Origin of the sequence: Geoglobus acetivorans (assembly GCF_000789255.1) — an archaeon.
GTDB lineage: Archaea > Halobacteriota > Archaeoglobi > Archaeoglobales > Archaeoglobaceae > Geoglobus > Geoglobus acetivorans_B.
In genome coordinates this window covers 218356-243180 of sequence record NZ_CP009552.1, presented here as the reverse complement: position 1 = coordinate 243180, position 24825 = coordinate 218356, and the positions used below count along the sequence as shown (strand labels likewise).

At 46.0% G+C, this 24825-nt stretch carries 27 protein-coding genes and 1 tRNA gene; 13 read left to right on the top strand and 15 right to left on the bottom strand.

Features of this window, described 5'->3' with window-relative positions:
* Positions 1-32 precede the first annotated feature (32 nt).
* A complete protein-coding gene (gene ilvD / locus GACE_RS01410; RefSeq protein ID WP_048090573.1) occupies positions 33-1673 on the bottom strand; it encodes a dihydroxy-acid dehydratase in 1641 nt (546 codons plus the stop codon).
* A 187-nt stretch (positions 1674-1860) separates the two neighbouring features.
* On the opposite strand from ilvD, the gene GACE_RS01405 reads away from it, so the two are divergent.
* Positions 1861-2433, top strand: coding sequence for a hypothetical protein (locus GACE_RS01405; RefSeq protein ID WP_048090571.1), 573 nt, complete (start codon positions 1861-1863; stop codon positions 2431-2433).
* A gap of 63 nt (positions 2434-2496) precedes the next feature.
* Here the strand turns inward: GACE_RS01405 and GACE_RS01400 are convergent, their stop codons facing one another.
* The 7 genes from GACE_RS01400 to ppcA form a co-directional block, all read right to left on the bottom strand.
* A complete protein-coding gene (locus GACE_RS01400; protein ID WP_193363922.1) occupies positions 2497-2814 on the bottom strand; it encodes a DsrE family protein in 318 nt (105 codons plus the stop codon).
* A complete protein-coding gene (locus tag GACE_RS01395) occupies positions 2811-3440 on the bottom strand; it encodes a nitroreductase family protein (protein WP_048093482.1) in 630 nt (209 codons plus the stop codon). Before GACE_RS01395 ends, GACE_RS01400 begins: the two co-directional genes overlap by 4 nt.
* 56 nt (positions 3441-3496) lie before the next feature.
* Positions 3497-4195 carry a uracil phosphoribosyltransferase gene (gene upp / locus GACE_RS01390; RefSeq protein WP_048090569.1) on the bottom strand — a complete coding sequence of 233 codons (699 nt, stop codon included), beginning with the start codon at positions 4193-4195 and terminating at the stop codon, positions 3497-3499.
* A 4-nt stretch (positions 4196-4199) separates the two neighbouring features.
* Positions 4200-5480: a uracil-xanthine permease family protein gene (locus GACE_RS01385; protein ID WP_048090567.1), complete on the bottom strand. Its 1281-nt coding sequence runs from the start codon at positions 5478-5480 to the stop codon at positions 4200-4202.
* 107 nt (positions 5481-5587) lie between these two features.
* A tRNA-Gly gene (locus GACE_RS01380) sits at positions 5588-5661 on the bottom strand.
* 69 nt (positions 5662-5730) lie between these two features.
* Positions 5731-6636 (bottom strand): IS481 family transposase, encoded by a 906-nt coding sequence (locus GACE_RS01375; protein WP_048090325.1) that lies wholly within the window; start codon positions 6634-6636, stop codon positions 5731-5733.
* Between the two features lie 43 nt (positions 6637-6679).
* Positions 6680-8104: a phosphoenolpyruvate carboxylase gene (gene ppcA / locus GACE_RS01370; RefSeq protein ID WP_048090565.1), complete on the bottom strand. Its 1425-nt coding sequence runs from the start codon at positions 8102-8104 to the stop codon at positions 6680-6682.
* Positions 8105-8181: 77 nt separating this feature from the next.
* Here ppcA and GACE_RS01365 point away from each other — a divergent pair, with 77 nt between their 5' ends.
* Genes GACE_RS01365 through GACE_RS01350 form a run of 4 tightly spaced genes read left to right on the top strand, consistent with a single transcriptional unit; the run spans position 8182 to position 11448 of the window.
* A complete protein-coding gene (locus tag GACE_RS01365) occupies positions 8182-8529 on the top strand; it encodes a hypothetical protein (RefSeq protein WP_048090563.1) in 348 nt (115 codons plus the stop codon).
* A 39-nt stretch (positions 8530-8568) separates the two neighbouring features.
* Complete coding sequence (gene gatB, locus GACE_RS01360) at positions 8569-9993, top strand: Asp-tRNA(Asn)/Glu-tRNA(Gln) amidotransferase subunit GatB (RefSeq protein ID WP_048090561.1); 1425 nt, start codon at positions 8569-8571, stop codon at positions 9991-9993.
* Positions 9990-10445: a phosphopantetheine adenylyltransferase gene (locus GACE_RS01355; RefSeq protein WP_048090560.1), complete on the top strand. Its 456-nt coding sequence runs from the start codon at positions 9990-9992 to the stop codon at positions 10443-10445. The genes gatB and GACE_RS01355 overlap by 4 nt, the downstream gene beginning before the upstream one ends.
* Positions 10446-10479: 34 nt before the next feature.
* Positions 10480-11448, top strand: coding sequence for a hypothetical protein (locus tag GACE_RS01350; RefSeq protein WP_048090558.1), 969 nt, complete (start codon positions 10480-10482; stop codon positions 11446-11448).
* On the opposite strand, the gene GACE_RS01345 is transcribed toward GACE_RS01350, so the two are convergent.
* The 5 genes from GACE_RS01345 to GACE_RS01325 form a co-directional block, all read right to left on the bottom strand.
* Complete coding sequence (locus GACE_RS01345; RefSeq protein ID WP_048090557.1) at positions 11441-11752, bottom strand: hypothetical protein; 312 nt, start codon at positions 11750-11752, stop codon at positions 11441-11443. The two genes, GACE_RS01350 and GACE_RS01345, sit on opposite strands and share 8 nt — an antisense overlap.
* 135 nt (positions 11753-11887) lie before the next feature.
* On the bottom strand, positions 11888-13333 hold the full coding sequence (gene glnA, locus GACE_RS01340) for a type I glutamate--ammonia ligase (RefSeq protein ID WP_048090555.1): 1446 nt from the start codon (positions 13331-13333) through the stop codon (positions 11888-11890).
* 169 nt (positions 13334-13502) lie between these two features.
* Positions 13503-14954 carry a glutamate synthase-related protein gene (locus GACE_RS01335; protein WP_048090553.1) on the bottom strand — a complete coding sequence of 484 codons (1452 nt, stop codon included), beginning with the start codon at positions 14952-14954 and terminating at the stop codon, positions 13503-13505.
* Complete coding sequence (locus tag GACE_RS01330; RefSeq protein ID WP_048093481.1) at positions 14955-15632, bottom strand: GltB/FmdC/FwdC-like GXGXG domain-containing protein; 678 nt, start codon at positions 15630-15632, stop codon at positions 14955-14957.
* Positions 15633-15637: 5 nt separating this feature from the next.
* Entirely contained in the window at positions 15638-16561 is a 924-nt protein-coding gene (locus GACE_RS01325; RefSeq protein WP_048090551.1) for a class II glutamine amidotransferase domain-containing protein, read from the bottom strand.
* Positions 16562-16746: 185 nt separating this feature from the next.
* Between GACE_RS01325 and GACE_RS01320 the strand changes: the two genes are divergently transcribed.
* The 4 genes from GACE_RS01320 (at position 16747) to GACE_RS01305 (ending at position 19477) form a co-directional block, all read left to right on the top strand.
* The gene (locus tag GACE_RS01320) at positions 16747-17796 is read left to right on the top strand and encodes a glycosyltransferase (protein WP_048090549.1); all 1050 of its coding nucleotides are present in this window, start codon (positions 16747-16749) and stop codon (positions 17794-17796) included.
* 35 nt (positions 17797-17831) lie between these two features.
* Positions 17832-18848, top strand: coding sequence for a histidinol-phosphate transaminase (gene hisC / locus GACE_RS01315; protein ID WP_048090547.1), 1017 nt, complete (start codon positions 17832-17834; stop codon positions 18846-18848).
* Complete coding sequence (locus GACE_RS01310) at positions 18845-19201, top strand: Mov34/MPN/PAD-1 family protein (protein WP_048090545.1); 357 nt, start codon at positions 18845-18847, stop codon at positions 19199-19201. Before hisC ends, GACE_RS01310 begins: the two co-directional genes overlap by 4 nt.
* Positions 19202-19294: 93 nt before the next feature.
* On the top strand, positions 19295-19477 hold the full coding sequence (locus GACE_RS01305; protein WP_048090543.1) for a 4Fe-4S binding protein: 183 nt from the start codon (positions 19295-19297) through the stop codon (positions 19475-19477).
* Positions 19478-19492: 15 nt separating this feature from the next.
* Here GACE_RS01305 and GACE_RS01300 read toward each other — a convergent pair whose 3' ends face one another.
* Positions 19493-20503, bottom strand: coding sequence for a DUF362 domain-containing protein (locus GACE_RS01300; RefSeq protein WP_084063636.1), 1011 nt, complete (start codon positions 20501-20503; stop codon positions 19493-19495).
* Between the two features lie 453 nt (positions 20504-20956).
* On the opposite strand from GACE_RS01300, the gene GACE_RS01295 reads away from it, so the two are divergent.
* Together GACE_RS01295 and GACE_RS01290 are read left to right on the top strand one after the other, a co-directional pair.
* Complete coding sequence (locus tag GACE_RS01295; protein WP_048090542.1) at positions 20957-21277, top strand: hypothetical protein; 321 nt, start codon at positions 20957-20959, stop codon at positions 21275-21277.
* A gap of 106 nt (positions 21278-21383) precedes the next feature.
* Entirely contained in the window at positions 21384-22142 is a 759-nt protein-coding gene (locus GACE_RS01290) for an ATP-binding protein (protein ID WP_158413784.1), read from the top strand.
* Positions 22143-22255: 113 nt separating this feature from the next.
* Here GACE_RS01290 and GACE_RS11495 read toward each other — a convergent pair whose 3' ends face one another.
* On the bottom strand, positions 22256-22444 hold the full coding sequence (locus GACE_RS11495; RefSeq protein WP_158413783.1) for a hypothetical protein: 189 nt from the start codon (positions 22442-22444) through the stop codon (positions 22256-22258).
* 149 nt (positions 22445-22593) lie between these two features.
* Here GACE_RS11495 and GACE_RS11355 point away from each other — a divergent pair, with 149 nt between their 5' ends.
* Together GACE_RS11355 and GACE_RS11120 are read left to right on the top strand one after the other, a co-directional pair.
* Positions 22594-22770, top strand: coding sequence for an AbrB/MazE/SpoVT family DNA-binding domain-containing protein (locus tag GACE_RS11355; RefSeq protein ID WP_084063635.1), 177 nt, complete (start codon positions 22594-22596; stop codon positions 22768-22770).
* A gap of 7 nt (positions 22771-22777) precedes the next feature.
* Positions 22778-24823, top strand: a complete 2046-nt coding sequence (locus GACE_RS11120; protein WP_052400171.1) for an N-6 DNA methylase — start codon at positions 22778-22780, stop codon at positions 24821-24823.
* Positions 24824-24825 lie beyond the last annotated feature (2 nt).

The window sequence follows — 24825 nt, the reverse complement described above, 5'->3', positions numbered from 1 at the left end:
TGTATTGAAAAAGATAACAGTGGAAAAAATCCTTACCTCAGAACTGCACCCTCATCAGCACCGCTCACGAGCTTGGAGTATTTTGCCAGGTATCCTCTGTGCTTTATCTCTCTCGGCTTCCACCTCTCCTTCCTCTCCGCAAGCTCGTCCTCGCTCAGCCTGACATTCAGCTTCCTTTCAGGAATGTTGATCTCAATCACATCTCCATCCTCAATCAGCGCGATGTTTCCTCCAGCCAATGCTTCAGGAGAGATGTGGCCTATTGCCGGTCCTCTCGTTGCACCGCTGAATCTGCCGTCTGTTATGAGCGCAACCCTCTGCAGCCCCATACCAGCTATTGCTGCTGTAGGCAGGAGCATTTCAGGCATTCCCGCAGCTCTCGGACCCATGTACCTTATCACGACAACCTGCCCCTCCTGAATCTCGCCTGCCAGAATAGCATCAAGAGCAAGCTTTTCAGAGTCAAAAACCCTTGCCTCACCCTCGAAGACCCTCATATCCTCCTCAACAGCAGCAGCCTTCACAACTGCCCCTCTCTCTGCGATATTGCCCTTCAGAATCGCTATTCCACCTTCTCTGCTGTACGGGTTGGATGGCTCCCTTATTATGTCCACCCCTCTTCTGACAGCAAGCTCTGCAATCTCGTGGATTCTCAGTCCACCAACAGTTAGCTCGTTGTGGAAGTACTGCCTGGCCTTCCTGAAGATTATGGGCACACCTCCGCTTTCATCGAGATCAACAACCACATCCCTGCTCGCCGGGTCGAGCTTGACCAGGTGAGGGGTCTTCCTGCTTATCTCCTCGAACACGTCAAGGCTCAGCTTTATCCCTGCTTCCCTCGCAATTGCAGGCAGATGCAACACTGTGTTTGTTGAACCACCAATCATCATGTCCATCGTTACAGCGTTCTCAAAGCTCCTCTCCGTCACGATGTCTGAAGGCTTCAGGTTCTGCCTGACCAGCTCAACTACCCTCTTGCCAGCCTCTTTTGCTATTCTGAGCTTTCTCGAAGAGCCGCATGGTGATGTGGAGGTGTAGGGCAGGCTCAGGCCAAGAGTTTCAGTGAGAATCTGCATGGTGTTTGCAGTGTAAAGCCCCTGACAGCTTCCGCACGATGGTGCGCAGAAGTTCTCGTAAAGCTTCAGTCCCTCGTCGTCGAGCTGTCCTGCCTTGTAAAGACCTGCAGCCTCGAAAGCGTCCTTTATCGTAACCCTCTCACCGTAAATCTTTTCCGCAACCATCGGGCCGCCTGTTACGGCTATGGCAGGAATGTCGAGCCTGAGCATTGCCATTAGCATTCCCGGCACGATTTTGTCGCAGCTGCCAACAACCACCAGACCATCAAATCTGTGCGCCTCAACCATGACCTCTATGGAGTCTGCTATGACCTCCCTGGAAGGTAAAGCGTAGCTCATTCCAACATGACCCATCGCTATGCCGTCACAAACTCCAATAACTCCGAACTCAAATGGAACTCCGCCTGCGGCAATTATGCCCTGCTTCACATACTCAGTTATTCTGTCAAGGGCCATGTGGCCAGGAACAACTGTATTGTAGGCGTTGGCTATCCCGATGAATGGTTTATCAAAATCGTCATCTGTCAGACCTAAAGCCCTTAAAAGCGCTCTGTGGGCTACCCTATCAACACCCTTCTTGACCGTGTCGCTTCGCATGACATGAAGTGGCAAGGGGCATATTTTAACCTTCCCGTCCGGGAAAGTCCGGGAGTATGTTCGGTGCCGGCATACCGTCAGCTCAATCTGCGAAAAACTGTTTGATTATAAACTCTCCTTCATTTTTCTGATTAATGTTGTTGAGTATCAAAAAATTTTTAAATATAATAGAGATAAAAATGCCACAATGACCCTTAAATGTCCGAACTGCGGGGCAGACCTGCCCTCATGGTGGAAACTGGCATCTCAGCTCAGACATTTTCGCATTTTCGAGTGTCCGAATTGTAAGGCAGTGGTGGAGGTAAGAATAAGGCATGAAGGTCTGCACAGATATGTCGTGACTGCTCTGCTTCTGATTCTGACAGGCTGGGTATTTCTTCTCGAAATTTTCAAAATTCCGTTTCTGATTGAATATAGAACACAGGTTTCGAACTACATAGGGGGGTTGAGCAATTCGGAAAAATACACACCGCCATTTGTTCTCGCTATCCTGATTCTCTGGTATTCTGCAAGGTTTGGTAACTACACCCTCGAAATTGCCGATTCGAGCGCCGAAAAAAGGAGAATCCCTTTCATACCGCTCCTCGTCCTGTTTGTTCCGGCAGCAGCACTCGTCACGGCAGCGGGGCTGTATGTCTATCTGGCTGAAGGGATGAACTGGTTTACCGCGTTTGTGGCCCTACTGGATGTGGCCGTAATTATCGGTCTAAAGAAAGAACGCGAAAAGACAAAAAAGCTGGAAAAGCAAAGTTACGGGTAACTTTGCCATAACAAGGATTGGATTTGAGCGGTCCTCTCTGGGAGTGAACCAAACCCTAAAATTTTAAAAAGTAAGAACCCTGTCGCTTTCCTTCACGATCTCGTACATGTCCTTCATCGTGGAAACCGGACAGAGTTCCGGAGAGGAATCTCTGATTTTCAGACAGGTTCCGCAGGCGTATATTTTCCCGCCGTTTTTCACGAACTCCTCCATCTGCTCCCGGACATTGAACCTTTCATCATTCATGTTCTCGCACTCAACACCCTTTCCAAGCAGGAAGACCTTTACCTCGTCTCCGGCTTTCAGGGCAAAGTTCGCAAACCTGTATGCGTTCCAGACTGTCTCAGCATCGTTCGAGTAAATCACGATTCCGATTCTCATGTTTTCCCCTGCACTGTTTTGTTATTTAACTCCTTCTCACCCAGTTTTACTCCAAAATAGTCCAGACTCGTTATTTCATCAATGTTCTTCCTCGGCTCTTTTGCCTTGTCATCTTCCGAAAATCCCACAGGAATCAGGACCTCCAGCCTGTATTCTGGGGGACATTTCAGCAGCTGGGCAACCTCGTCTCTGTTCGGCGGTGTGTATGTAAGACTTGCGAGTCCCCTCTCCTCAAGAGCTAAGAGCAGATATCCTACAGCAAGCCAGACTGATTCCCTCGAATACGGAGCTTTCTTGTAGGCGAAAATTGCGATTATGTATGGAGCCTCTGTCAGAAAGGGCTTTTTCCAGCTCAAACCCTTGCTTTTCAACCATTCCGCAAGCTCTCCTCTGACGTTGGAGTAGAACTTTTTCTCACTATCCTCACACACTTTTCTGATGTTCTCCTTTAGTTTGGGATCTCTCACTACTACAAAATGCCAGGGCTGGGCGTTCTTGCCTGAAGGAGCTTCCTTCGCCACGTCTATACTCTCAATAATGAGACTCAAATCGAAACTTTCTGAGCTGAACTTTCTGACTGTTTTGCGCCTGCTGGCAATCACACCAATGCAAGAACCACCTGACATCTGAATTGAATGCACTTGCGAATGCTTAAGCTTTTCTGAAAAAATTGAAGGTAGGTTTACTCAATTCTCCTCAGCTGTGGGAGCGTTGAAAGCTTCACCGGCAATCCAAAAGCCCTGTCACCTGCGTCTCCCAGCCCTGGAAGGATGTACCCATCATCGTTCAGCCCTCTATCAATCTTTCCGACGAATATTTCGACGTCAGGATGTTTTTCTTTAATTCTCGATATGCCCTCAGGAGAACCAAGAACTCCTGCCACAATGATCCTTTTGGGGCTGCCGTATTTCTTTATCTCGGCTATAACCTCAAGGAGAGTTGAGCCTGTTGCAATCATTGGGTCAGCGATAATGACGGTATCCTCATCGCTTATGTTGGGCACCTTGATGTAGTTCATCTCGACCCTGAACTCAGGTGCCTTACCCCTTACAGCAGAGACAATACCTATTCTGGCATGCTCGAAAACCTTCACAAGTCCCTCCATCATTGGAACGGCTGCTCTCAGAACGGTTATTATTACAACGTTCTTTCTGTCCCTGACGGCCACTCCCTCGGTCTCCTCGAGAGGTGTCTCAACAGTTATTTTCTCAATCTCCATCGTTTTTATTATCTCGTAGCCCATGAACCTTCCAAATTTTACGAGACCCTTTCTGAACGGAATTGAATCCGTCTCTTTGTCTCTCAGTTCGGTCAGCACCTCCATAAGATACGGAGAATCTTCCATCGTGTAAACTCCATCCCACCTACCATCCTTTATCATAACATCACCTCAAAACCTGATCGAGAATAATGGCGGTTATTGCACCAACAGCCATTCCGGACTCAAGAATGCTTGCAATAAGCCTCGGGAAGTGCTCAAGGAACTCCTGTGGAAGCTGCGGTGAGCCAAGCCCGACGATGATTGCACTTGCAATAATCAGAACGTTCCTGTCGTTAAGTTCAACCTTTTCCTTGATTAGCCTCAGACCAGTAACGCTGATCATACCGTAGAGAGCAATCGTAAGACCACCAAGAACGGGCTGGGGGATTGAAGCGAGCAATCCCGAAAACTTCGGAAACATTGCTATGACGATCAGGATTATGCCCCCTATCTGCACCACCTGCCTGCTCGCCACCTTTGTTAGTGCCACGAGCCCTATGTTCTCCGAATAGCTCGTTGTTCCGCACGCACCCAGCGCTCCTGCAATCGTACATGCGATTCCCTCGCTCATGATACCCCGGTTTATGTGCTTTTTCGTGATCGGGGCCTCTGAAATCGCTGAAATTGCGTGATAGTCGCCAACACTCTCTATGATGCTGACCATGTACGCAAACAGCAGTATTATTATCGCTGAGACTTCGAAAACGGGAACGCCCCATGGAAACAGCGATGGAACGTTGAATACCGGAAGATCGTTCACAAGGGTGAAATCTGTCATTCCGAGAGGGATGCTTACAATGTAACCAACAATTGCACCCACTATAACAGGCATCGCCTTCAGCGATCCCTTTGCCTTCAATGCAACAGCCACAGTTACGGCAAATGTTATCAGAGCAATAGCAAAAGCCTTTGGAGCTGAGGCAGCTGTAGGATCGGCAAAAAAGTTCAGTGCATACTTCACCGCAACGTGTGCCAGCGAGAATCCAATGAGCATTATCGTCACTCCCGTAACCAGGGGTGTGAACAGTCTCCTGAGCCGTCCAACAATCCCGAGACCGCCGAAAAACGCCTCTATTATTCCTCCCGCAATAAGCGCACCCTCAACCGCTGCCAGACCGCTCGAACCCCCTATGCTTATGAGACCGGGAATGAAGGCAAAGCTCGACCCCTGTACAATCGGATACCTTGAACCTATTGTCGTCTGGAGTATCGTTGCAATTCCCATCGCAAGCAGAACCGCCTGAATCAGCAGCGCTATTTGGTGCTGGTCAAGACCAATGGCATTGCCCACAACAAGGGGTACGGTGATCGTCGCACCAAACATTGCAAGCACGTGCTGGAACCCCAGAACTACCGCTCTGTTAAGCGGAACCTTTTCGTCAATACCCACTCTCACACCATTCATCTTACCGCCCTGATTATCTTCCCATACAAGTTAAAAAAGTTTTCCCAGACCTGCATTTTGAAAAAGAGAGAGCGAGAGACCCCAGACTGGAAAAAACGGCGTGTAAATGCGCCGGCCGGGATTCGAACCCGGGGCAGGGGCTCGGCAAGCCCCTGTGTTAGCCAGGCTACACCACCGGCGCCTGTTCCCCAGACACACTAAATTGTTAATAAGGCTTTCGGGTGAGCATTCATACTGTAGTTTCCTAAAATCATTTCCCACCATCAAACCACCTCCACGAATAACTCAATATTCTCTCAGGAGTCAACTTTCTCAAAAATGCTTTATAGGGAGTCTCCAGTTCATCTAAGTTGAGACTCATGTGGGGTCTTTTGTGATTGTACCACTCCATGAATTCATCTACTGTATCGAAATACTTGATTTTAGCTTCCAGCGTTCCATAGAACCTCTCTATCTTTCCATTCGTTTGTGGGTGATTCACCCTACCCACAATATGCTTAATTTCATTCTCTGCAAGGAATTTCTCAAATTTAGATACTCCTTTAGCCTTCTTCTCCCCTGCAGATGCGTAGAACTGAGTACCTCTATCCGTCAGGATTGATTCCGGCCTGCCATAATCATCCATGGCTTCTTTTAGCACTTTTATGGCATTCTCAGATGTTGCTTTATCAAATACTCCGTAACCAGTAATCAGACGGGAAGCATCGTCCAGATAAGCAATTATCCACTTCCCGTTATAGAAAAACCAGTCTGCATGCCATAATTCCATAGAGTGCTTTCTCTCATACCTTATCCACTTTTTACGCTTTTTCTTGTTCTTCTCCTCCTTAGCATAGCCGTTCATTCTCAACACTTCGTGTATTTTGTTCTTGCTTATTCTGTAACCTCTTTCCTTTAAGATTGTTTGGAGAACTACTGCATTACACCTGTACTCTTCATAGGCTTCTTTTATGGCTTCTATTTCTTCTTCTGATAGTTCTTTTTTAGGTCTACCTGGTTTCTTTGGCTTTGGTATTTCTCCAGTATCTTTGTATTGCTTGTAGATCTGATTTACTCTTCTTGGTGTTATGTTTTCGATCTCTGCTATCTCCTTTGTCGGTGTACCCTTCCCTTTCTCTCTGATAATCCATTTTATCGCTTTCTCGTCAAGTTTCACATGGGGGTTTGTTGAAGTGGGAAATAATTTCGGGAAAAGACAGTCAGCCGAGAAACCTCCTGAGCTTTCCGCTTTCAATTATCGCGTCTCCGATTCCGTTCTGTTTCCTGATTGAGTTTATGGTTCTTCCGGTTGCAATGAGGTAGTCTTCACGCGGTTCAAAGTCGAACAGCTCCATCGCTCTTTTTACATCGTCCTCAAACGGGACTATCCTCAGGCTTTCGGGATTGAAGTGGGAGAGAACGAACTCCATCTGGCTCTCGAGTGTTGGGATGGACTCGCACACGTCCTCGTAATCCTTGTCGCCCAGCGCGGAGATACCTATCAGTTCCGGTGGGAATCCTATGGAGTACATGACCGCGCAGAAGGTTATCGCTCTCGGGAGCCTTACCCTATCTCCTCTCGAGTATCCAAAAAGGCCTATGTGGAGCTTCCTCATCCTCCTCTTGGGAACGAATTTTCCGGTCTCATTGACGAACTCCGCGATTTGCGGAACTCTTCTTCTGTATTCAGCGCTCAACCTCTGTATGATTGTCTCATCCACCTCAACGTCCTGGGGCTTATCAGGACCGCTGTCTCTCAGCTCCTCTACCGCTTTTCTGGCAACTCCGAAGTCGTAGTCATACTTGAAGGCCGACTGGGCTGTGAACGTCTGCACCGACGGGTACTCTACCAGGGCGTGCATGTTCTCCGGGTCGAAAGACCCCCTGAACGGCGGACAGCCCACCCCGATTATCGGGTGAACGTCAGTTTCCAGATCGTAGAGCTTCTGGAGGGCAATCTTGGCTGCGAGAGTCGCGGGAATGAAGCCATAGTTCAGTGCGGGATCAGACCTTGCCAGGAAAACCCTCATGGAGTCGAACTTTCCGTCCGCGAACTCCCCGGCTATCTCGTCGCATCTCAGCATTGCCGGGATGTCCTCAAAAAGCGGAATCACTCCAATCGTCTCAGGCTCGAACTCACCCAGCCAGTCCCCAACCCTTGTCCCGTCTGCAAGCGTCAGCTTTGACTTTCCGGCAACGAAGTCCCTGTAGAACAGGTAAATCCTCTCAAGTTCCTCGGATTTTGTAACCATCGGAACGATTATCTCGAATATTGGCGGCGATGGATCGTCGTAGAACTTCCTGGCGTAATCGAAGCTTCTGGGGATCATTTCGAGGGTTTCGGCGAGAAGCTTTGCCTCATCTCTCTCAACTTCCGGATTTGGAACTCTCGGAGTGATCCGCACATCCTGACCGATGACGTTATTCCTGAAAAATTCGGGATACGTGCTCAGAAGCTTCTTGATCACGAAATCGTCAACCTCCTTTCCCTCGAAGTCCCACATCTGCTCCTCTATGTCAAGGTGGGAGAAGACGTAGTAAGCTTCCTTTATCTCATCCTCTCCGTCAAAATGGCTCTGCTTCGCGAAGAACGGCATTTCCACGTTGTCCGGATGCTGGGTGCTCATGACCCTCGGAATGCGCATGATATACGTTGTCATACGTGTGTATTTAAATATTTATGTAGAAAGGTTTATGCCACACGGTTGGAATTGGATTCTGTATGAGGCTGATTCTGGCCATTGCCATTGTGGCACTCTTTCTGGGGTGCGCGGGAAGCGAGAAGGCAGAAGTCGCGAAAACTCCTGCGGGGAATGAGACCGCACCCACCGCCCGGTCACTGAGCGGAGAAAGGCTGTTCGAGGAAAAGTGCTCCTGCCACTACAATTACTACCGGAATCCCGGCAACCCGCCGGGCTGGCTTGAAGTTTGGGAGTCCGAGTACTACGGACAGCCTGCGGAGAAATGGAGCGTCGGAATAGACGTGATGGTGGAGAATAGGTTCACAAGCGTAACGGACGGGGAAAAGCACACCATAGCAGAATACCTTGCTGAAAGATTTGCCAGGTGAATCAAAAAAGATATATTCCTTTTTTCCGACACCCGAACCATGGATGATGTGGTCATCGGACTGGAAGTTCACGTTCAGCTCAACAGATTAAATACCAAGCTGTTCTGCTCATGCCCTCTCGATTATCACGGCAAGGAGCCCAACACCCACGTCTGCCCTGTGTGTCTGGGCTTGCCCGGAGCGATGCCGGTTTTGAATGAGGAGGCCGTTAAATCAGCAATAAAGGTCGCCCTTGCCCTTAATGCTGACATAAATCCCGTAATGAGGTTCGACAGGAAGAATTACTTCTACCCAGATCTGCCCAAGGGCTTCCAGATAAGCCAGTACGACATGCCCCTCGCCTGGGGAGGCTACGTGACGATAGAAACTGAAAACGGCGAGAAGAGGGTAACGCTCAAGAGAATTCACATGGAGGAGGATCCGGGCAAGCTCAGCTACAAGGGGTCCATAACAACCTCAAGGTACAGCCTCATTGACTATAACCGAAGCGGAGCCCCCCTCCTTGAAATAGTAACCGAGCCAGTTTTGAACTCACCAAAGGAAGCAAGGGCTTTTCTGAACAACCTGAGAATAATCCTTGAATACCTGGACGTTTTCGACGGAAATCTTGAGGGTTCGATGAGGGTTGATGCCAACATAAGTATTGCCGGCAGGGGGAGAGTTGAGATCAAGAACATTTCAAGCTTCAAGGGGGTCGAAAAGGCATTGACCTATGAGATAACCCGTCAGAGGAATCTGATAAGGCGTGGGAGAGCAGTTAAGAGGGAGACGAGACACTTCGACGAGGCGAACAACATAACCGTCTCCCTGAGGAGCAAGGAGGAGGAGCAGGATTACCGCTATTTCCCCGAGCCGGACCTCGTCCCGGTTTACACCCGCGAATTCATCGATGAAGTCAGGGCAACCCTGCCGGAAATGCCGTGGGAGAAGAGGGACAGGCTGATGGAGCAGTACGGCCTCAGCGTGGAGAAGGCGAAGATCCTGGTTCTTGATCCGAAAATGGCCGACTACTTCGAGAGGGTTGCGGAGAAAATAGATCCAAAGGTGTCCGCAAGCTGGATAGTTGACGTGCTGAGGGGCGAGCTGAACTACAGGGACATGTCTTTTGCGGAGGGGGAAAGAAGGCTGTCATCTGACGAGCTGATTGAGCTGCTTGACTACTTCCTGAAGGGTGAGATAACTGAAAAGGGTGTTGTCGAGGTAATCAGAGCCAAGCTTGATGAGGGCGGCAGTGTAAGAGAGATTATCGAGAGGAGAGGGCTGTTTTCCATTCCCAGGGAGGAAATTGAAAGGCTGTGCAGGGAGGCGATAGAGAAGAATCCCAGGGCGGTGGAGGACTACAAAGCCGGGAAGAAGCAGGCCGCGAACTTCCTCGTTGGCTATGTGATGAAGGTTACGCGGGGCAGGGCAGACCCCGAAGAGACTGCAAGAAGAATTAGGGAACTGCTGGAGGAAATGCAATGAAGAGGTTCAGGGTTGCGGTGGGTGGCACGTTTGAGCCACTTCACGAAGGACACAAGAGACTGATTGACAAGGCTGTGGAACTTGGAGGGAAGGACATTACGATTGGAGTTACCAGCGATAAGATGGCGAGACAGAGAATCAGGAGCGTTTTGCCCTTCGTCATCAGGGCTGAAAACGTCAGGTGGTACGTCAGGAGGAAATATGGCTTTGATCCGCATGTAGTTGAAATCACGACTCCATACGGTAAAACTCTCGATTATGATTTTGAGTATCTCGTCGTCTCTCCCGAAACGTGTGAGATGGCGAAGATAATAAACGAGAAACGAAGAGAAATGGGAAAGAATGAGATCAAGATAGTTAGAGTCGATTTTGTTCTTGCCGATGATGATAAGCCCATCTCCGCTACGAGGATAAAAAAAGGCATCATTGACAGATACGGCAGGCTGATTTAGGAAAACTATTATAATTCCTGTTCAATTTACTATCATGGAGTTCAGAACTGTTGTTGAGAAGGCGGAGTTCCTCAATCCGATGACAAACGAGATTGAGACCGTCGATGTTGAGGTGAGGTTTGACCCACTTACTGGAAAACCTTCGAGGGTGATCACCAAGCCACTTCCGTTCTCAACGGAACCGGAATTGCCGGATTTCAGCAATGAATGGTGCCCATTCTGTGAGGAGAACATCTATAAGGTTGGATGCAGGGACGTCAGAATCGCGAAAGGAGAGCTGATGAAAAGGGGCGAAGCCATCCTCATGGCGAACATCTCTCCGTATGCCAGAAATTCACTGGTTGTCCGGCTGTCCAGGGCTCATTACATACCCATAAGCGACTTCAGGCCTGAGTTATTCACTGATGCATTCCTGCTTACTCAGGAGTATATGGCTAAGCTTGAACCGGATTTTGTATCGGTAACGATGAATTACATGAAATCTGCCGGGAGCAGCCTGACACACCCGCACATTCAGGTTCTTGTAACTGAGGTGCTCATGGACTATCAGGAGAGGGTAAGAGATTGTGCAGAGAAATTTTACAGTGAAAATGGTGCGAACTTCTGGGAAGTCTTCTGGGAAAATGCCGGAAATCTCAGAATTTCAGAAAATATGTGGAAATGGTATGCTCCGTTCTCTCCAAGGGGCTTTGAGCATGTTAGTGCCTTTATATCCAGAGGATTTGGAGACCTGGACGAGAAGGATTTTTCAGAGCTTTCAGAGGGCATCGTGAAGGTGCTGAGGTATTACGGGGAGAAGGGATACAATGCGTTCAATTTCGGACTCTTTGCATCATTCAGAACTGAGGAATATCTGGCGTCTCAGTTTGACATTGTTGCGAGGAGCGTCATGGATAAGTACTACTGGAACGACATTTTTGCAATAACAAAGGTATATGATGAAACTTATTCGAACAGACTTCCAGAAGAGACTGCAGAGGAGATAAAAAAATATTTTAGCTGATTTTTTCTTTGAGTTCTTCTATCATTTTTTCAAGATCGTCAAGCTCTATGAATTCAAATTCTTTCTCTTCTACACCGGCGAGAGCCCAGAAGAGTCTTGCTATGACTGCTGTGAGCTTGCCCGCGTATCCCGGGCTGTGTGGCAGAAGGAAGGCCGCAACATCGCCCAGCTTTTCAAGAGTATCCTTATCGAGTTCCTGGACTTTTTCGCTTGCTGCACCGAGAAGTGAGATTCCGCTGCCAAGGATTCTTTCCCTCATGGCATAATACTTGGCAGCCTCGCTCGTAATTCTGTGAACACCCATCTCTATCACCTCAGTATTAATTTGTAAAAGATCTTATTTATTATTTGTGGTATTTTATGGATTTTAAGCAAAAAATTTCGCAAAATTGCTTTTGTTTCGCTTAAGTATGCAAATGAAAAAAATTTTGAAATTTTATTAAATGTCGAGGTATTTCATGAACTCCCACGGAGTTATGTACAGGCAGTACTGGTTCCACTCGTCGATCTTGATTTCCATGAATGCATCGAAGATGTGTGTACCGAGGACGTCCTGGATAACCTCGTCGGTTGCGAGGTGATCGATCGCATCCCTCAGAGTTGTCGGAAGCTCTCCGATTCCAAGTTCTCTCTTCCTTGCCGGGCTGAGTTCATAAACGTCCTCCATTATCGGGTCTCCAGGCTCAATCTTCTTCTTGATACCATCGAGACCCGCTGCGACCATTGCGGGCAGTGATAGGTACGGGTTGGTGCTGGGGTCAACACCTCTGTACTCGGCTCTGATTGCGGATGGTTTCTTGTGGTACATTGGCACTCTTATCAGAGCACTTCTGTTTCTCGGGCTCCAGCAGATGTAAATCGGTGCCTCAAATCCGGGCACGAGTCTCTTGTAGCTGTTCACCGTTGGTGCCGTCAGGGCTGTGAGTGCCTTTGCATGCTCAAGCAGACCTCCGATGTAGTATCTGGCCTTCTGGCTGAGCATGTACTCGTCGTCAGGATCTGCGAATATGTTCTTGCCCTTGAACGGCTCACCCTCCCAGAGGCTCTGGTGGACGTGCATACCGCTGGCGTTGTCCAGGTACAGAGGCTTCGGCATGAATGTGGCGATCATTCCGTACATTGCGGCAAGGTTCTTTGCGGCAAACTTGTAAAGGTAGAACGCATCACCAACATCCACCATTGTCTTTGGCTCGAAGTCAAGCTCAACCTGTCCCGCAGTTGCAACCTCGTGGTGGTGGTATTCAACCATTACGTCGAGTTTTTCAAGGATATCGACAAGCTCGTTTCTGTATGTGATGGTTGTGTCCTCGGGTGGGGGCCTGAAATAGCCCTCCTTAGGCCTTATTATGAAACCCCCGGACGCCAGCTCGGGGCTTTCGGGCATTACCCTTGGTGGCCCCCAGCTGTCCCCCGTCCCTCCGTTGGGGGACACCCAGAGATCATAGATGAGCTTTGTTGGATCAACGTTTTCAAACAGGAAGAACTCGATTTCGGGGCCGAAAATGGCTGAAAGTCCCATGTCTGCAAGCTTCTTTTCCATTCTCTTTGCAACGTATCCTCTCGGATCTGCGTCGCTCTGCGCACTGCCCCAGGCCTCATAAACGTCTCCGAACATTATTGCTGTTTTCTGAACCGGGTCGGTTTCCCACGGAACAATCTTCAGGGTTGAAACGTCTGGTATCCAGACCATGTCGCTCTCGTTGATTGATTTGAAACCTCTTATTGATGAACCATCAAATCCGATGCCCTCAAAAGCTCCGCCTTCAATAAACTTTCTTGCAGGAATGCTGAATGTCTGCAGATACCCTCTGACGTCTGCAAATGCACACAGTACCTGTTTTATCTCGTTTTCTTGCAGAATTTTCTTTGCCTGTTCCACATCCATTTGACCACCTTAAAGTTTTTTAGCAGCTAACCGTTAGTTGGCATATAAATTTTTCTAAAACTTTGAATTAGATTAAAATTTTTCACCAGCTTTTTTAGAGAGAGGGCCTCTGTTTATGCAGCTGGAGAATCAGGAAAATATGTTTTGAAAATTTAAAGAAAATGTGCTTTCAGAATCTGAACGGTTTCTCCAGGCCAGCCAGTTTAACACCTGTTATGGCAGATGTATTTATGTCCAGGGCTCTCAAATCTTCTTTTTCGAGATTCTTCACGTCTGTCTTTCCAGCCTGCTGTGTCAGGATTTTCAGTTCTTCTGTCATGGCCTTTATGTAGTTGTATACCTTAACTGCTCCCTTCTCCGGATCAAGTCTCCTTCTCAGTCTGGGGTCCTGTGTAGCTATGCCCTTAGGACAGATTCCCCTGTGGCACTGTCTGCATACTGTGCATCCAATGGCGATCAGTGCTCCGGTACCAATCTGAACCGCATCTGCTCCAAGGGCCAGCGCCTTTGCAACGTCGGCTCCAGTTCTTATTCCTCCTGCTGCCACGAGGCTGACCTCGTCTCTAAGCCCAATTTCTCTCAAGGCTTCATCAGCCTGAACTATTGCGGCTATTGTTGGCACTCCTGCGTGGTTTGCAACCACATCTGGCGTGGCTCCTGTACCCCCCTGCATGCCATCCACGACGATTATGTCTGCTCCTGCTTTTGCGGCAATCTTGACGTCATCAGCCACTCTTCCTGCTGAATATTTAACCGCTATTGGTATTCTCCAGTCAGTTATCTCTCTGAGCTGCTCTATTTTCATTGCGAGATCTTCTGGGCCAATTATGTCCATGTGTCTTGAAGGTGAAAGGGCGTCGGTTCCGACGGGGATACCTCTGATTTTTGCTATGTCTTCTGTGACCTTCTCTCCAAGCAGATGCCCTCCCATTCCGGCCTTTGCACCCTGGCCGATTTTGATCTCTATTGCATCTGCCGAGTTCAGGTACCTGCTTGAAACTCCAAATCTTCCGCTGGCATACTGTGCAACAAGAAGCTTGGCATGCTTTCTCTCTTCGGGATGCATGCCCCCCTCTCCTGTATTTGTGGCGGTTCCTGCCATTGCTGTACCCTTTGCGATTGCAACCTTTGCTTCCAGACTTAATGCGCCGTAGCTCATTGCCGCAACCATTATGGGTGTTTCGAGAATCAGGGGCTGCTCTGCAAATCTGTCTCCCAGTACCACCCTTGTATCGCATGGCTCCCTGTACTTGTCTATGGGCGGCCTCGAAGTCTGAGCGGGAAGAAGGACAAGGTCATCAAAGTGGGGCACCGGTCTGGTAGCTCCCGTACCTCTGACCAGGTATTCTCCGGTTTCAGATTTTCTCCAGATCTCATGCACTATGCTTCTGCTCCACATTCCTCTTTCTTCGAGGTCTGACGTTCCTGAAACCTGAATTGCTGATGCGGGGCACACGTCCACACAGTTTCCACATCCCACGCATGCCGTCTGGTCTTTTACAACGGGCTCTTTCTTCTCATCTCTGCTCTCTTCAGAGCTCAGAGTAGAGGTAGGACAGTACCTCACGCATCTGAGACATTTTATACATCTTTCCCTATCAATCGTGATTTCGAATACCATTTAACCCTCCTCCGATGGAGCGCTACCATACACGAATCTCTTTTTAATCGGAACAATTTTTCTGAATTTCTCGGTGAATGCGGGAAAATCATGAGCCTTAAGAGTATCTTTTAACCATTCCTCGTCTTCTTCAGTTATTTCAACCAGCTTCGCATTCTTTCCGAGACTGTCAACATCACCTTTAACGTAAATCGCACCCCTCACGATGCTTTCTCCTGCCATCCCCTTGATGTTGCCGAGAACCACGATTTTTCCGCCCATCATGTACAGTCCGGTCATGAAGTCGCTGTTTCCGCCGATTATTATCGTACCGTTCTTCATTATCTCCCCCGTTCTCGCTCCGGCATTGCCCCTGACGACTATTGTTCCATTGTAAATTCCCTGACCGACACCATCACCGGCTGCCCCTTTTATCTCTATGTAGCCGTCGGTCATGTTATCTCCCGCAAACCATCCTGCATTCTTCTCGATGATCATTCTCACGCCGTGGACCATCGTTCCTGCAAAATAGCCAGCACTGCCCTTTACATGTATCTCCACATCTCCGACAACTCCTGCAGCGAGATAATGTTTTGCTCCGGGATTCAGCAGAACAATTTCTTTCTCTCCGTTTTTGACAGCCTCCTTAATCTGCCTGTTAATCTCCCTAACACTCAAACCGTTGCAATCGATCTCCATTTCGATCACTTCCTGTAAACTCTAAACTCTCCAGGGGCAAGATACTCTGTTTCGAGTCCCAGAGGTTCAAGGGCGACTTCCTCACTTGAAATCGCATAGGTTCCATCTCCTTCAGCGACCATTGCGGGCCTCAATCCAAGCTTGTCCTTGGCGACGCCTATTTCGTCTGGAGTTGCTATTATGAATGCGAACGGACCATCGAGGTCTTTCACGGCGTTTTCAAGAGCTTCTTCAAGGCTGTATCCGTCAAGGAGCTTGTCTGCAACGTAATGCACTATGCATTCAGTGTCATTGTCTGTTGTAAAGTAATGTCCCTTCGCCTCAAGCCTCTGTCTCGTGTTCCAGTAATTGGTTATCTGGCCGTTGTGGACGACCGTTATGTCCGGGTAGAGGAAGCTCTGAAACGGGTGAGCGTGATACCTGTCAACTCCACTTTCTGTTGAGAATCTTATGTGGCCAATGGCATGAGTTCCTCCCTTCTCAGACACACTGTATATCGAATCGACCACGTCTATGGTTCCAACATCCTTGAACATCTCAAATTTACCTGCGGAAAGAACAGCAACGTTCTTCAGTCCCTGGATCTCCAGTGCGAGCTTTCTCACCTTCTGAAAATCATCGACCCTCTCGACGAGGAAGTCGGTTATGAAATATTCTTCACTTTCAACAACATTACGAATGGATCTGACGTTTCCGTATCTGTTTGCCAGGTCGGCTATCTTTTCCATTGCGCTTTGCTTTTCTTCAAGGTCTTCACCGAGTATTTCTGCTCTGATGAGGTACTGATCTTTTTCCAGGCTTATTCCACCATACATTGCGACTCCAGCGCCATCCCTGCCTCTGTGCTGAAGTCTTTTCATCATTTCTATGACCAGTGAACCGAGATCATCCTTTTTATTTCTTGAGAGAATACCCACTATTCCGCACATGCTGATCGTTTTCTGGAAAGCCAGTGAGTTTTTAAAGGTTGCGAATTATATGCATACAAATGAACTCCTATATATTCTTGTCACTACAGATTTTTTCTTTTTGAATTTGAAAAATTTCAACGATTTTTTATTATTTTCTGGAAGAAATTTTTTAATACTCCTGCTGGAGACACTTGAGATGCTGCATGAAAAGGACTGTAATAATCTCTGCATACAAACATCCGGAAAAACTGGAAGAGAATCTGGAGAGACTTGAAGGTTTTGAAGTGATTCTGGCAGTTGATGAGCCCGATGATGAGTTATTGCAGATTATTGAAAGGTACGGTTTAAAAGCAACGGTATCTCATAAGAGAAGAGGTAAATGGAAGGCTTTAAACGATGCTGTTGAAATGGCTGAGGGAGAATATCTGCTCTTTCTGGATTCGGATACCCTTTTGATTAATCCGGGAAATCCCGAGAGCTTTGATGGCCTGGAAATCAAGAAGGAGGTAGACCTGGATTCAAGGCTCAGCAGACTTGTGAATATAGATTATTTCAACATGTATCTGGTCTCTTTGATTGCCGCCAGGCTTGGAATCTGCCTCGGATTCAATGGTGCGGCGTTCTGGATAAGAAAAGAGGTTCTGAAAAAGCTGGGAGGCTTCAGGAGAAGAATCAACGAGGATACAGATCTCGGCATAAGGTTTGGAATTTCTGGCTACAGGTTTGGAGTTGATGGTTTTGCTTTGACAGACTCTCCCCACAACATCCGGGATTGGCTTTCTCAGAGGGAAAGATGGGCTTTGGGTGGGGCTGAGGTGCTGATGGAGAATTTCAGAGAAATCATCAGAAAACCAGCAATGTGGGTTCCGGCAATCGTGATTCTCTTTCCATCAATTCTGCCCCTGATTCTTGGCATTGCGATTCCCGATGGAGTGATGTTCAAGCTCCTGTTTTTTATCCTGCCCTCCTTTGGTGTAATTTCCGGCAAGATGTCTGTTCTGGTACTGTATCTTTTATACGGGTACCATGTTCTGAGGAATCTCATTCTTATTCTGCTAACCTTCTCTGTCTGGGCAGCTCTGATGATTGTTCTTTCAAAAGTAACCGGGTTCAGAATTGATTTCAGGTATCTTCCTGTCTACTACTTCATATATTCGCCCATGTGGATGTCTATTGCTATTATTGCCCTGGCCAGGCAGGTGCTTTACCGGATAGTTAAAAGAAAAATAACGCTTTCCGGCTGGAAAGTGTGAGGAAAAGTTAAATTTTAGCGGTACAAGTAAAAACCATGCGATATGTAGTAAACCTGATCAATGAGTATGATCCGGGCCCGTTTCCAGAAGATTTTGACAGGAGAGTTGTCCAGCTTGCATCAAATGAAAATCCGTACCCGCCTCACCAGGAGGTGGTCAGCATCCTGAAAAACTCGGTGATGGAGATAAACCGTTATCCGTCCCCCTATTACCAAAAGCTGAAATATCTGATTTCGGGATATCTTGGTGTTGATTCTTCAAATATTGCGATCTCTAACGGAGCCTCTGATCTGCTCAGACTCGTTACCGATCTTTTCATCGAGCCGTTTGACAGGGTCTTCATTCCCATGCCATCATACACACTCTATGCCCTTTTTTCAATGCTGAGGGAGGCACAGGTTGTAACGAAAGTTTTTGAAGGATACAGGCTGGATGGGTGTTATGACAGGGGGAAGCTCGCATTTTTATGTTCTCCCAATAATCCAACAGGCAACGTCATTGGCAGGGAGGTGATTGAGGAATACCTTGAGAACTTTGATTACGTGGTGGTTGATGAAGCGTATTCTGAGTTCGCTGGCACGAGTATGGTTGATCTGATAGACCATTATGAAAACCTCATCGTCATCAGAAGCTTTTCAAAGTTTTTTGGGCTTGCAGGGATGAGAGTTGGCTACGCAATTGCACATGAAAATGTTGCGAGAGCAATAGAAAAAATAAGGAATCCGTTTTCGATATCGATTCTCGCATACAAAGCCGCCATCGCCGCACTGGAGCATGTGGACTATTACAGAAAAATAGCTGAGCTGATAGCTCTGGAGAGAGACAGGATTGCAAAAAGGCTTGAAAAGATGTTTTATGTGTATGAAAGTCAGGCCAATTTTTTGCTTGTGAGACATGAGATTGGGGGTCTTGCTGACAGATTGATGGAAAGGGGGATTCTTGTCAGAGATGTGACGGGGCTGGAGGGTCTGGAAGGTCCTCACTTCAGGGTCAGTGTTGGGAGAAAACATGAGAACGATGCATTTCTCAATGCTGTGGAGGAGATCACATGAAAATAAGGCGTGATCTGCTGGAGGCTCTTATAGAGATGGCCAAAAACAATCATCCGTATGAATTCTTTGCCCTTCTTACTGGGAAAAAGGGCATTATTGAGGAGTTCGTGTACATCCCGTTCCAGCAGGGTGAGAACTATGCAAGTTTCGACACATCTTTTCTGCCCCTTGGCATGAGGATCTACGGGACCGTCCACAGCCACCCCTCTTCGAGCTTCGGACCATCAGGTCAGGACTTGTCCACGTTCACATCTTATGGAAAGGTGCACATAATCATCCACTACCCGTACTGCAAACATTGCTGGAAAGCTTACGATTCTCTCGGAAGAGAGATATCCCTTGAGATCGTGTAGTTGTGATTTTTGGTCCTTCGTTCGGGCGTGAGGTTTTGAGTAAAAACCGGAAAACCCCCCGATATTTATCTGGCTGTTGTTCGGGGTTTGTGTATGCCAGCGGTAATTGACGGATCGAAATGCACCGGATGCGGAACATGTGTGGATGTATGCTCAGAGAAAGGTGGAGCCATTTTCCTTAATGGAAGTGTTGCGCAGGTTAACGAGGATTTGTGTATGGAATGCGGGGCCTGTGTAAGGGTCTGCCCGAGCAACGCAATAGCGCTGGAGTGGTAACCCTTAATTTTGTTTTCAACTTCTTTTTACAAGTTCGGAGGAAATTTCTGAACATATTTCAGTTGCATCATCGTTTACAGGAACAACATCAATCTCCTCAGGCTCACTCACTCCGAGGCCGAGCTGAACTGCCCGTTTTATCTGATCCTGAGAGAAGATTGGGCCATTGGATACTTCTGGCGTTGTGCCGAACAGTCTGAGGATGGCGACGCCGACCGCATCAACGGCAACTCTATCATTTCCGGCAAGAATGACTCCCGGATTTATGATTTCGCCGCTTTCTGGGCCACCTTTTGAGAATCCCTGTACCGCGTCCAGTATGACCACATGTGGACTGTAGCCAATGTTTATCTCGGCTATCATGTACCTCTGGTATTCTGAGGTGTGCAGTTCTTTCATGTAGTCGTGACCTTCAGCGTGCCTTGCAACCATTCCCACGCTGTTTTTGAGTGAAAGCGTGAAATGTCCGCCAAACCTGTGGGTTTTGAGGCAGCACGTCTGGATAACGCAGTCGCTTTCGTAGAAGATATCCGCCATTAAAAAGCCCCTTTTCCAGTGTTCTGCTTCAATTCTGACCCACCTATTATGCCCTTCAAGATCCACGGCAGAGAATCCATGTCTGGCCAGAATGTCGAATACTCCTCTGTTTTTCAGAACTGCTGCCGTATTCCCCATTCCGCTTCTTTCTGCAAGCACAGCTTTTGCGTTAACCCTTTCAAGCTCTTTGGCTATGGCATCAAGCGTATCTGGATGCGTGGATGCCGGAAACGGGTCGTCGCTGTTGTAATTCGCCTTTATCGCCACGGTCTTTCCTTTAAGCTCTTCAATTTTGAAGTATTTGAGGAGTTTCTCAATTCCCTCTCTTCTGTTATCAGTCTTAATAACGTAAACCTTCGGCTCTCCTCCATTTATTTTCGGTTCCCCATCGTAAATTTCCATATTACCCTCCTCTTTTACTTCTGAGCATCCCAGAATTATGGATGTTGCCAAGATGCCTGATCTGAGCAGGAGCTCCCGTCTTTTCATTCATCGCAGTTTTGTGTTTTATCGGTAAAATGGTTTCGGGTATTTTTATGTTTGCAGCGGATGACCTATCCGGGATTGTGAGATTACATCATGGCACACAACACAGGCAGTCCGGGCGTTCAGAGCTATGACGGGAAACTTTCATCTGAGATCTATCAACAATACGTGGAGGCATGGGGGAAGGTTGACCTTGTTCCACCAGAGGTCAAGCTAGAGAGGTTGACTCACCACCTCTCTCCAACTGGGGATTAACTCCCTCTCTTTCACTCACCCCCTATTACTCTTCAACCATCAATGGGAAAACATCTCTCCCTGCAATATGCGTTTTCATGCTTTTCCGTCTAATTCATCGTAGCACATCCTCGAAATAGTTTTATAGTATATAGTATGCTGCAAAATTAGGAAGTATGAGGAAATATCACAGCGATTTGAAGAGTTGTGGGGGTTGGGGGCATGACAACCATTTTCATAGATGTTGAAAAAGAGATTGCACCGATTGTAGGATCAAGGGATGTTGTAAAAACTCTCGAAAGAAGAATGGATACTGCGAAAAAGATAGTACTGGATTTCAAGAACGTCGAATTCGTTTCGAGGTCTGCTGCACATGTATTGTTGGAATATAAGAGAAACAATCCAGACAAAGTTATCGAGTTTCACAACATGAATCAATCTGTGGAGAAGATGTTTTATCTGGTGGAAGCACAATTAGAGGGGCGCGCAAATAAAGACAAATTGAAATCTGTAGGCATAAAGGTTATGGAGCTTGTGGCGTAACATTTCATGCTAAGAGAGTATGAAAAGAGTTAGTGTCACAAATTTCGATGATGTTAGTTTGTTTCAGCAGCTGAGAAACATTTACAAAATTTTTAAAGGAAATGGGATGGATGAACGGCTTTTGTTTGACATGCAATCTACTACGTGGGTTGTGCCGTTATTAGTGTTACCAATAGCAAGCTACATACGAGACACGCAAAGTGAATATGAATTGCCAAGAAATCAAAATGTCAGAGAATATTTAGAAGTGATTGGTTTTCCGGATGGTATTTCATCTCTCGAACAAATTGAAAACAGAGGTGGAAGTTCATACATCCCGATCTGTGTTCTTTACAAATACAGCCAAGAGAGGGAGAATTTACAGTCGAAATTTATAGAAATGGTGTATAAAGTTTTGAAGCCGACACAAGGGGTTAAAGATGGAATTGCCTATCCAATAAGTGAACTTGTCGATAATATCTTTGATCACAGTAAGGTTAATGAAGGCTGGGTTTTTGCTCAACATTACCCGACGAAAGGATATGTTGACCTTTGCATTGTAGATCGTGGGAGAGGTATTGCGAACTCATACAAAGAAGAGAAAAACATGCATGCAGATGATAAATCTGCGATAAAAATGGCATTACAAGGCGAATCCACTAAACCGGAAAAGAGTCGAGGGTATGGGATTATTTCATCTAAGTGTATTGTTTGTGATTGTTTGAATGGAGAATTTGTTTTGATTTCTGGCAGTGCTGCATTGTATTCTTCAAAGCAACGTGAAGTAATTTACACTCTTAATGATTTTTACTGGAAGGGAGTCATAGTCTCGTTTAGAATCCATGAACCAAATGGACCCATAAATATCTATAAATGTCTGGAATAATCTTGCTCTGCCCTTCAAACTTGAATTTCTCTGAAACAGTGTCTCCGGTCTATTCTATCGTTAACCCCCGTTATCACCTTAGAACATGCTAAGGTTTTGGTGCAGAACTTCTTTCAGGACATCCACTCCAGAGCCTCATCAACGGTGATGGCCAAGCCTTTCAGGAACAGGTTCACCGACTCACGGAGTTTTCTGTCCCCCGTAACTAAGTAGGTTTTCGGGATGCTCCTCACGCAGGATGAGAGTGTAGATGAACACTGGCCTGTCCTTTCTGTCTGGTATCCATTTCCTGGCAAGCTCAATGTGTTCTTTTTTGAAACTTCTTTCAACGATTGTTATGTTGCCCTAGTGTGGCAATATTTTTATGAGGGGTTATGGTACTGGAATTAGGATGTATGTATGGTAAAGTATATAAAATATTTTACCTATGCATATACCGGGGGGTAGGTAAATGGGGGAGATAACTGTTCTCAGCAAAGCATCTACTAAAAGCAGATCACTAAGAACAACAGTACCCATTAGTATTGTTAGACAATTTAACCTTTCTGAAGGAGATTTGTTAAACTGGGAGATGAGTGCAGAGAATGGAGAAATAATAATCATTGTAAAACCTATAACAAGAAGGTGAGATATATATGTGGAGAGAAATACTCTATAAGCTTAATATAGAACCAATTACACCAGATAGTTTTAAAATTTTCATATCAAGTTTAAAGACGATAATGAAGTATACAAATTGTGAAAATCTGAAGCAGTTAGAATTGTTAGATGCTCCAATATTGCCAAATTTAAAAAAACTAAATTCAACTGAGGCTGACTTTATTACTTCAAAACTGGCAAAATCAGAAATCTCAATTAATGAATGCCAAATTTTAGTTCAAAAAATACTTCCTCAAGGAAATCGGAAAAAATTTGCGGCCTACTATACTATAGACCAAGGTACCAATTTTATGGCACTTATAGCTAGAAGATACATTGAAAGGTCTAAAAAACGAAAGATAGTGCTTACAGACCCGTTTCTTGGCTCAGGACGAACTTTAACTACTGCAATCCAAAAAATTGGTACTACTAGACTGCAAAAGGTGTGGGGTATAGAACCGCTCTCTCTTCCTGCTATAGTTGCATACGCTTCACTGTTGAAAGCGACAAATGGGAGAAAAGAACTTATTTCGGTCATAGTTGGGGATGCGTTTGAAGAAATACCTCGAATTTATTCATCTTTATCTTCTGCAAAACAGACGGAGTTGCCTAAGGCAGACATTATCTTAACAAATCCACCATTTACTAGGTGGAAGTATTTGGAAAAAGGTTATCGTAGCTATTTACTTGAAGTTATAAGCAAACTGAACTACAAGAAATTCATAACTAGGAAAGAACCTAGCCTTCAAATTTTGTCTATGTTTTTGTGCGATTACGTGTTGAACGATGGTGGACTGATTGCTACTGTTTTGCCCGCTTCTACTTTTTACACGATATATGGGAAAGGGTATAAATCATTTTTAAGAAAGAAGTATGGTATTCTTGGTGTGGTTAGTAACTTTTCTAAAGCATCTTTTTCAGAGGATAGTGGATTTAAAGAACTGATACTCGTGGCCACTAAAGGATATGCTGAAAATAATAAACGGACATTATTTTGCGAATTAAATGACAATGTAGAAGAATTGGCTAGTGCCATTATATCTGGGAATATGCCAAAATACAACGAAAATTTTGTGGATTTATATGATCTACCAAGATTTATGGAACTCAACTGGCTGGCTTTTTTGGGGAAAAAAGAGCTAGTCAGCATCATTACAGATATTTTCAAACAAGGGCTAAAAAATGGCACACTTGGTTATTGGGATGATGTGTTAGGCGATAGGAGTATTGTAAGAGGAGTTGAGATGTATGGTCCAGACTTTTTCTTTGTTCCTAATAAATATTGGAAAGTCGTAGAAAATGGACAAATAATACGAATACAAGACACTAATGGAGTTGAGTTAAGCCTAGATAGTGGATTTTTAGTTAAAACTCTAAGGAAACCAAGTATATATAGCTCTAAAATTGAGGCAGATGTCAACACCTTTATGCTTTCAGTCCCCCCGCTTAAGTTTGAGGAATTGCCAGACGATTTACGACATTACATAAAGTGGGGAATAGATTCAGGTGCAGCAAAACCGGCTATAAATGCTTACGGTGAGTACTGGTACAGTCATGTTTATAGACAAATAACTACTAAAAGACCATTTGGACAAGTGTTTATACCAGATAAAGTAGATTTGTTGTTTAAACGTAGGAGTGTGTTTGCAAATTATACTAGAAGTCATGTAGCAGCATCTAAGAATTTCTATATAGTTAAAGATAAAAATGATATGATTGCGAAACTTCTTGTTGCTTGGTTTAATAGTACTGTATTTATTTCGATGCTTACGCTGTTTGGTAGGAAAATCTCAGAAACATGGACAAGACTTTTGGAAAGAGACTACCTTGAGCTGCCAGTAATTAACATAAATTCAATTAACAGGAATAGCCTTGTAGAAATAATAACTATTATCGATGAAATATTGGATAGGCCACTGCCACCTTTTTGGAATCAATTAAACCAGAAGTACAGGTATGATCTAGACTTATCCATACTTAAAGCCATAAATGTAGAGAATCCTGAAAAAATTATTGATGAATTATACAAATTTTTTGGTTAATT

Bases quoted from the DNA above. Each gene is read 5' to 3' on its own strand.
- GACE_RS01405 (WP_048090571.1), top strand. From the start codon at position 1,861: ATGACCCTTAAATGTCCGAACTGCGGGGCAGACCTGCCCTCATGGTGG.
- GACE_RS01300 (WP_084063636.1), bottom strand. From the start codon at position 20,503: ATGAAAAGACGGGAGCTCCTGCTCAGATCAGGCATCTTGGCAACATCC.
- GACE_RS11355 (WP_084063635.1), top strand. From the start codon at position 22,594: ATGGGGGAGATAACTGTTCTCAGCAAAGCATCTACTAAAAGCAGATCA.
- GACE_RS01290 (WP_158413784.1), top strand. From the start codon at position 21,384: ATGGATGAACGGCTTTTGTTTGACATGCAATCTACTACGTGGGTTGTG.
- ppcA (WP_048090565.1), bottom strand. From the start codon at position 8,104: ATGCGCATTCCGAGGGTCATGAGCACCCAGCATCCGGACAACGTGGAA.
- GACE_RS01365 (WP_048090563.1), top strand. From the start codon at position 8,182: ATGAGGCTGATTCTGGCCATTGCCATTGTGGCACTCTTTCTGGGGTGC.
- GACE_RS01335 (WP_048090553.1), bottom strand. From the start codon at position 14,954: ATGGTATTCGAAATCACGATTGATAGGGAAAGATGTATAAAATGTCTC.
- GACE_RS01305 (WP_048090543.1), top strand. From the start codon at position 19,295: ATGCCAGCGGTAATTGACGGATCGAAATGCACCGGATGCGGAACATGT.
- GACE_RS01345 (WP_048090557.1), bottom strand. From the start codon at position 11,752: ATGGGTGTTCACAGAATTACGAGCGAGGCTGCCAAGTATTATGCCATG.
- GACE_RS01355 (WP_048090560.1), top strand. From the start codon at position 9,990: ATGAAGAGGTTCAGGGTTGCGGTGGGTGGCACGTTTGAGCCACTTCAC.
- hisC (WP_048090547.1), top strand. From the start codon at position 17,832: ATGCGATATGTAGTAAACCTGATCAATGAGTATGATCCGGGCCCGTTT.
- GACE_RS01320 (WP_048090549.1), top strand. From the start codon at position 16,747: ATGAAAAGGACTGTAATAATCTCTGCATACAAACATCCGGAAAAACTG.
- glnA (WP_048090555.1), bottom strand. From the start codon at position 13,333: ATGGATGTGGAACAGGCAAAGAAAATTCTGCAAGAAAACGAGATAAAA.
- upp (WP_048090569.1), bottom strand. From the start codon at position 4,195: ATGATAAAGGATGGTAGGTGGGATGGAGTTTACACGATGGAAGATTCT.
- GACE_RS01350 (WP_048090558.1), top strand. From the start codon at position 10,480: ATGGAGTTCAGAACTGTTGTTGAGAAGGCGGAGTTCCTCAATCCGATG.
- GACE_RS01310 (WP_048090545.1), top strand. From the start codon at position 18,845: ATGAAAATAAGGCGTGATCTGCTGGAGGCTCTTATAGAGATGGCCAAA.
- GACE_RS01295 (WP_048090542.1), top strand. From the start codon at position 20,957: ATGACAACCATTTTCATAGATGTTGAAAAAGAGATTGCACCGATTGTA.
- gatB (WP_048090561.1), top strand. From the start codon at position 8,569: ATGGATGATGTGGTCATCGGACTGGAAGTTCACGTTCAGCTCAACAGA.
- GACE_RS01330 (WP_048093481.1), bottom strand. From the start codon at position 15,632: ATGGAGATCGATTGCAACGGTTTGAGTGTTAGGGAGATTAACAGGCAG.
- GACE_RS11120 (WP_052400171.1), top strand. From the start codon at position 22,778: ATGTGGAGAGAAATACTCTATAAGCTTAATATAGAACCAATTACACCA.
- GACE_RS01385 (WP_048090567.1), bottom strand. From the start codon at position 5,480: ATGAATGGTGTGAGAGTGGGTATTGACGAAAAGGTTCCGCTTAACAGA.
- ilvD (WP_048090573.1), bottom strand. From the start codon at position 1,673: ATGCGAAGCGACACGGTCAAGAAGGGTGTTGATAGGGTAGCCCACAGA.
- GACE_RS01325 (WP_048090551.1), bottom strand. From the start codon at position 16,561: ATGTGCGGAATAGTGGGTATTCTCTCAAGAAATAAAAAGGATGATCTC.
- GACE_RS01395 (WP_048093482.1), bottom strand. From the start codon at position 3,440: ATGTCAGGTGGTTCTTGCATTGGTGTGATTGCCAGCAGGCGCAAAACA.
- GACE_RS01400 (WP_193363922.1), bottom strand. From the start codon at position 2,814: ATGAGAATCGGAATCGTGATTTACTCGAACGATGCTGAGACAGTCTGG.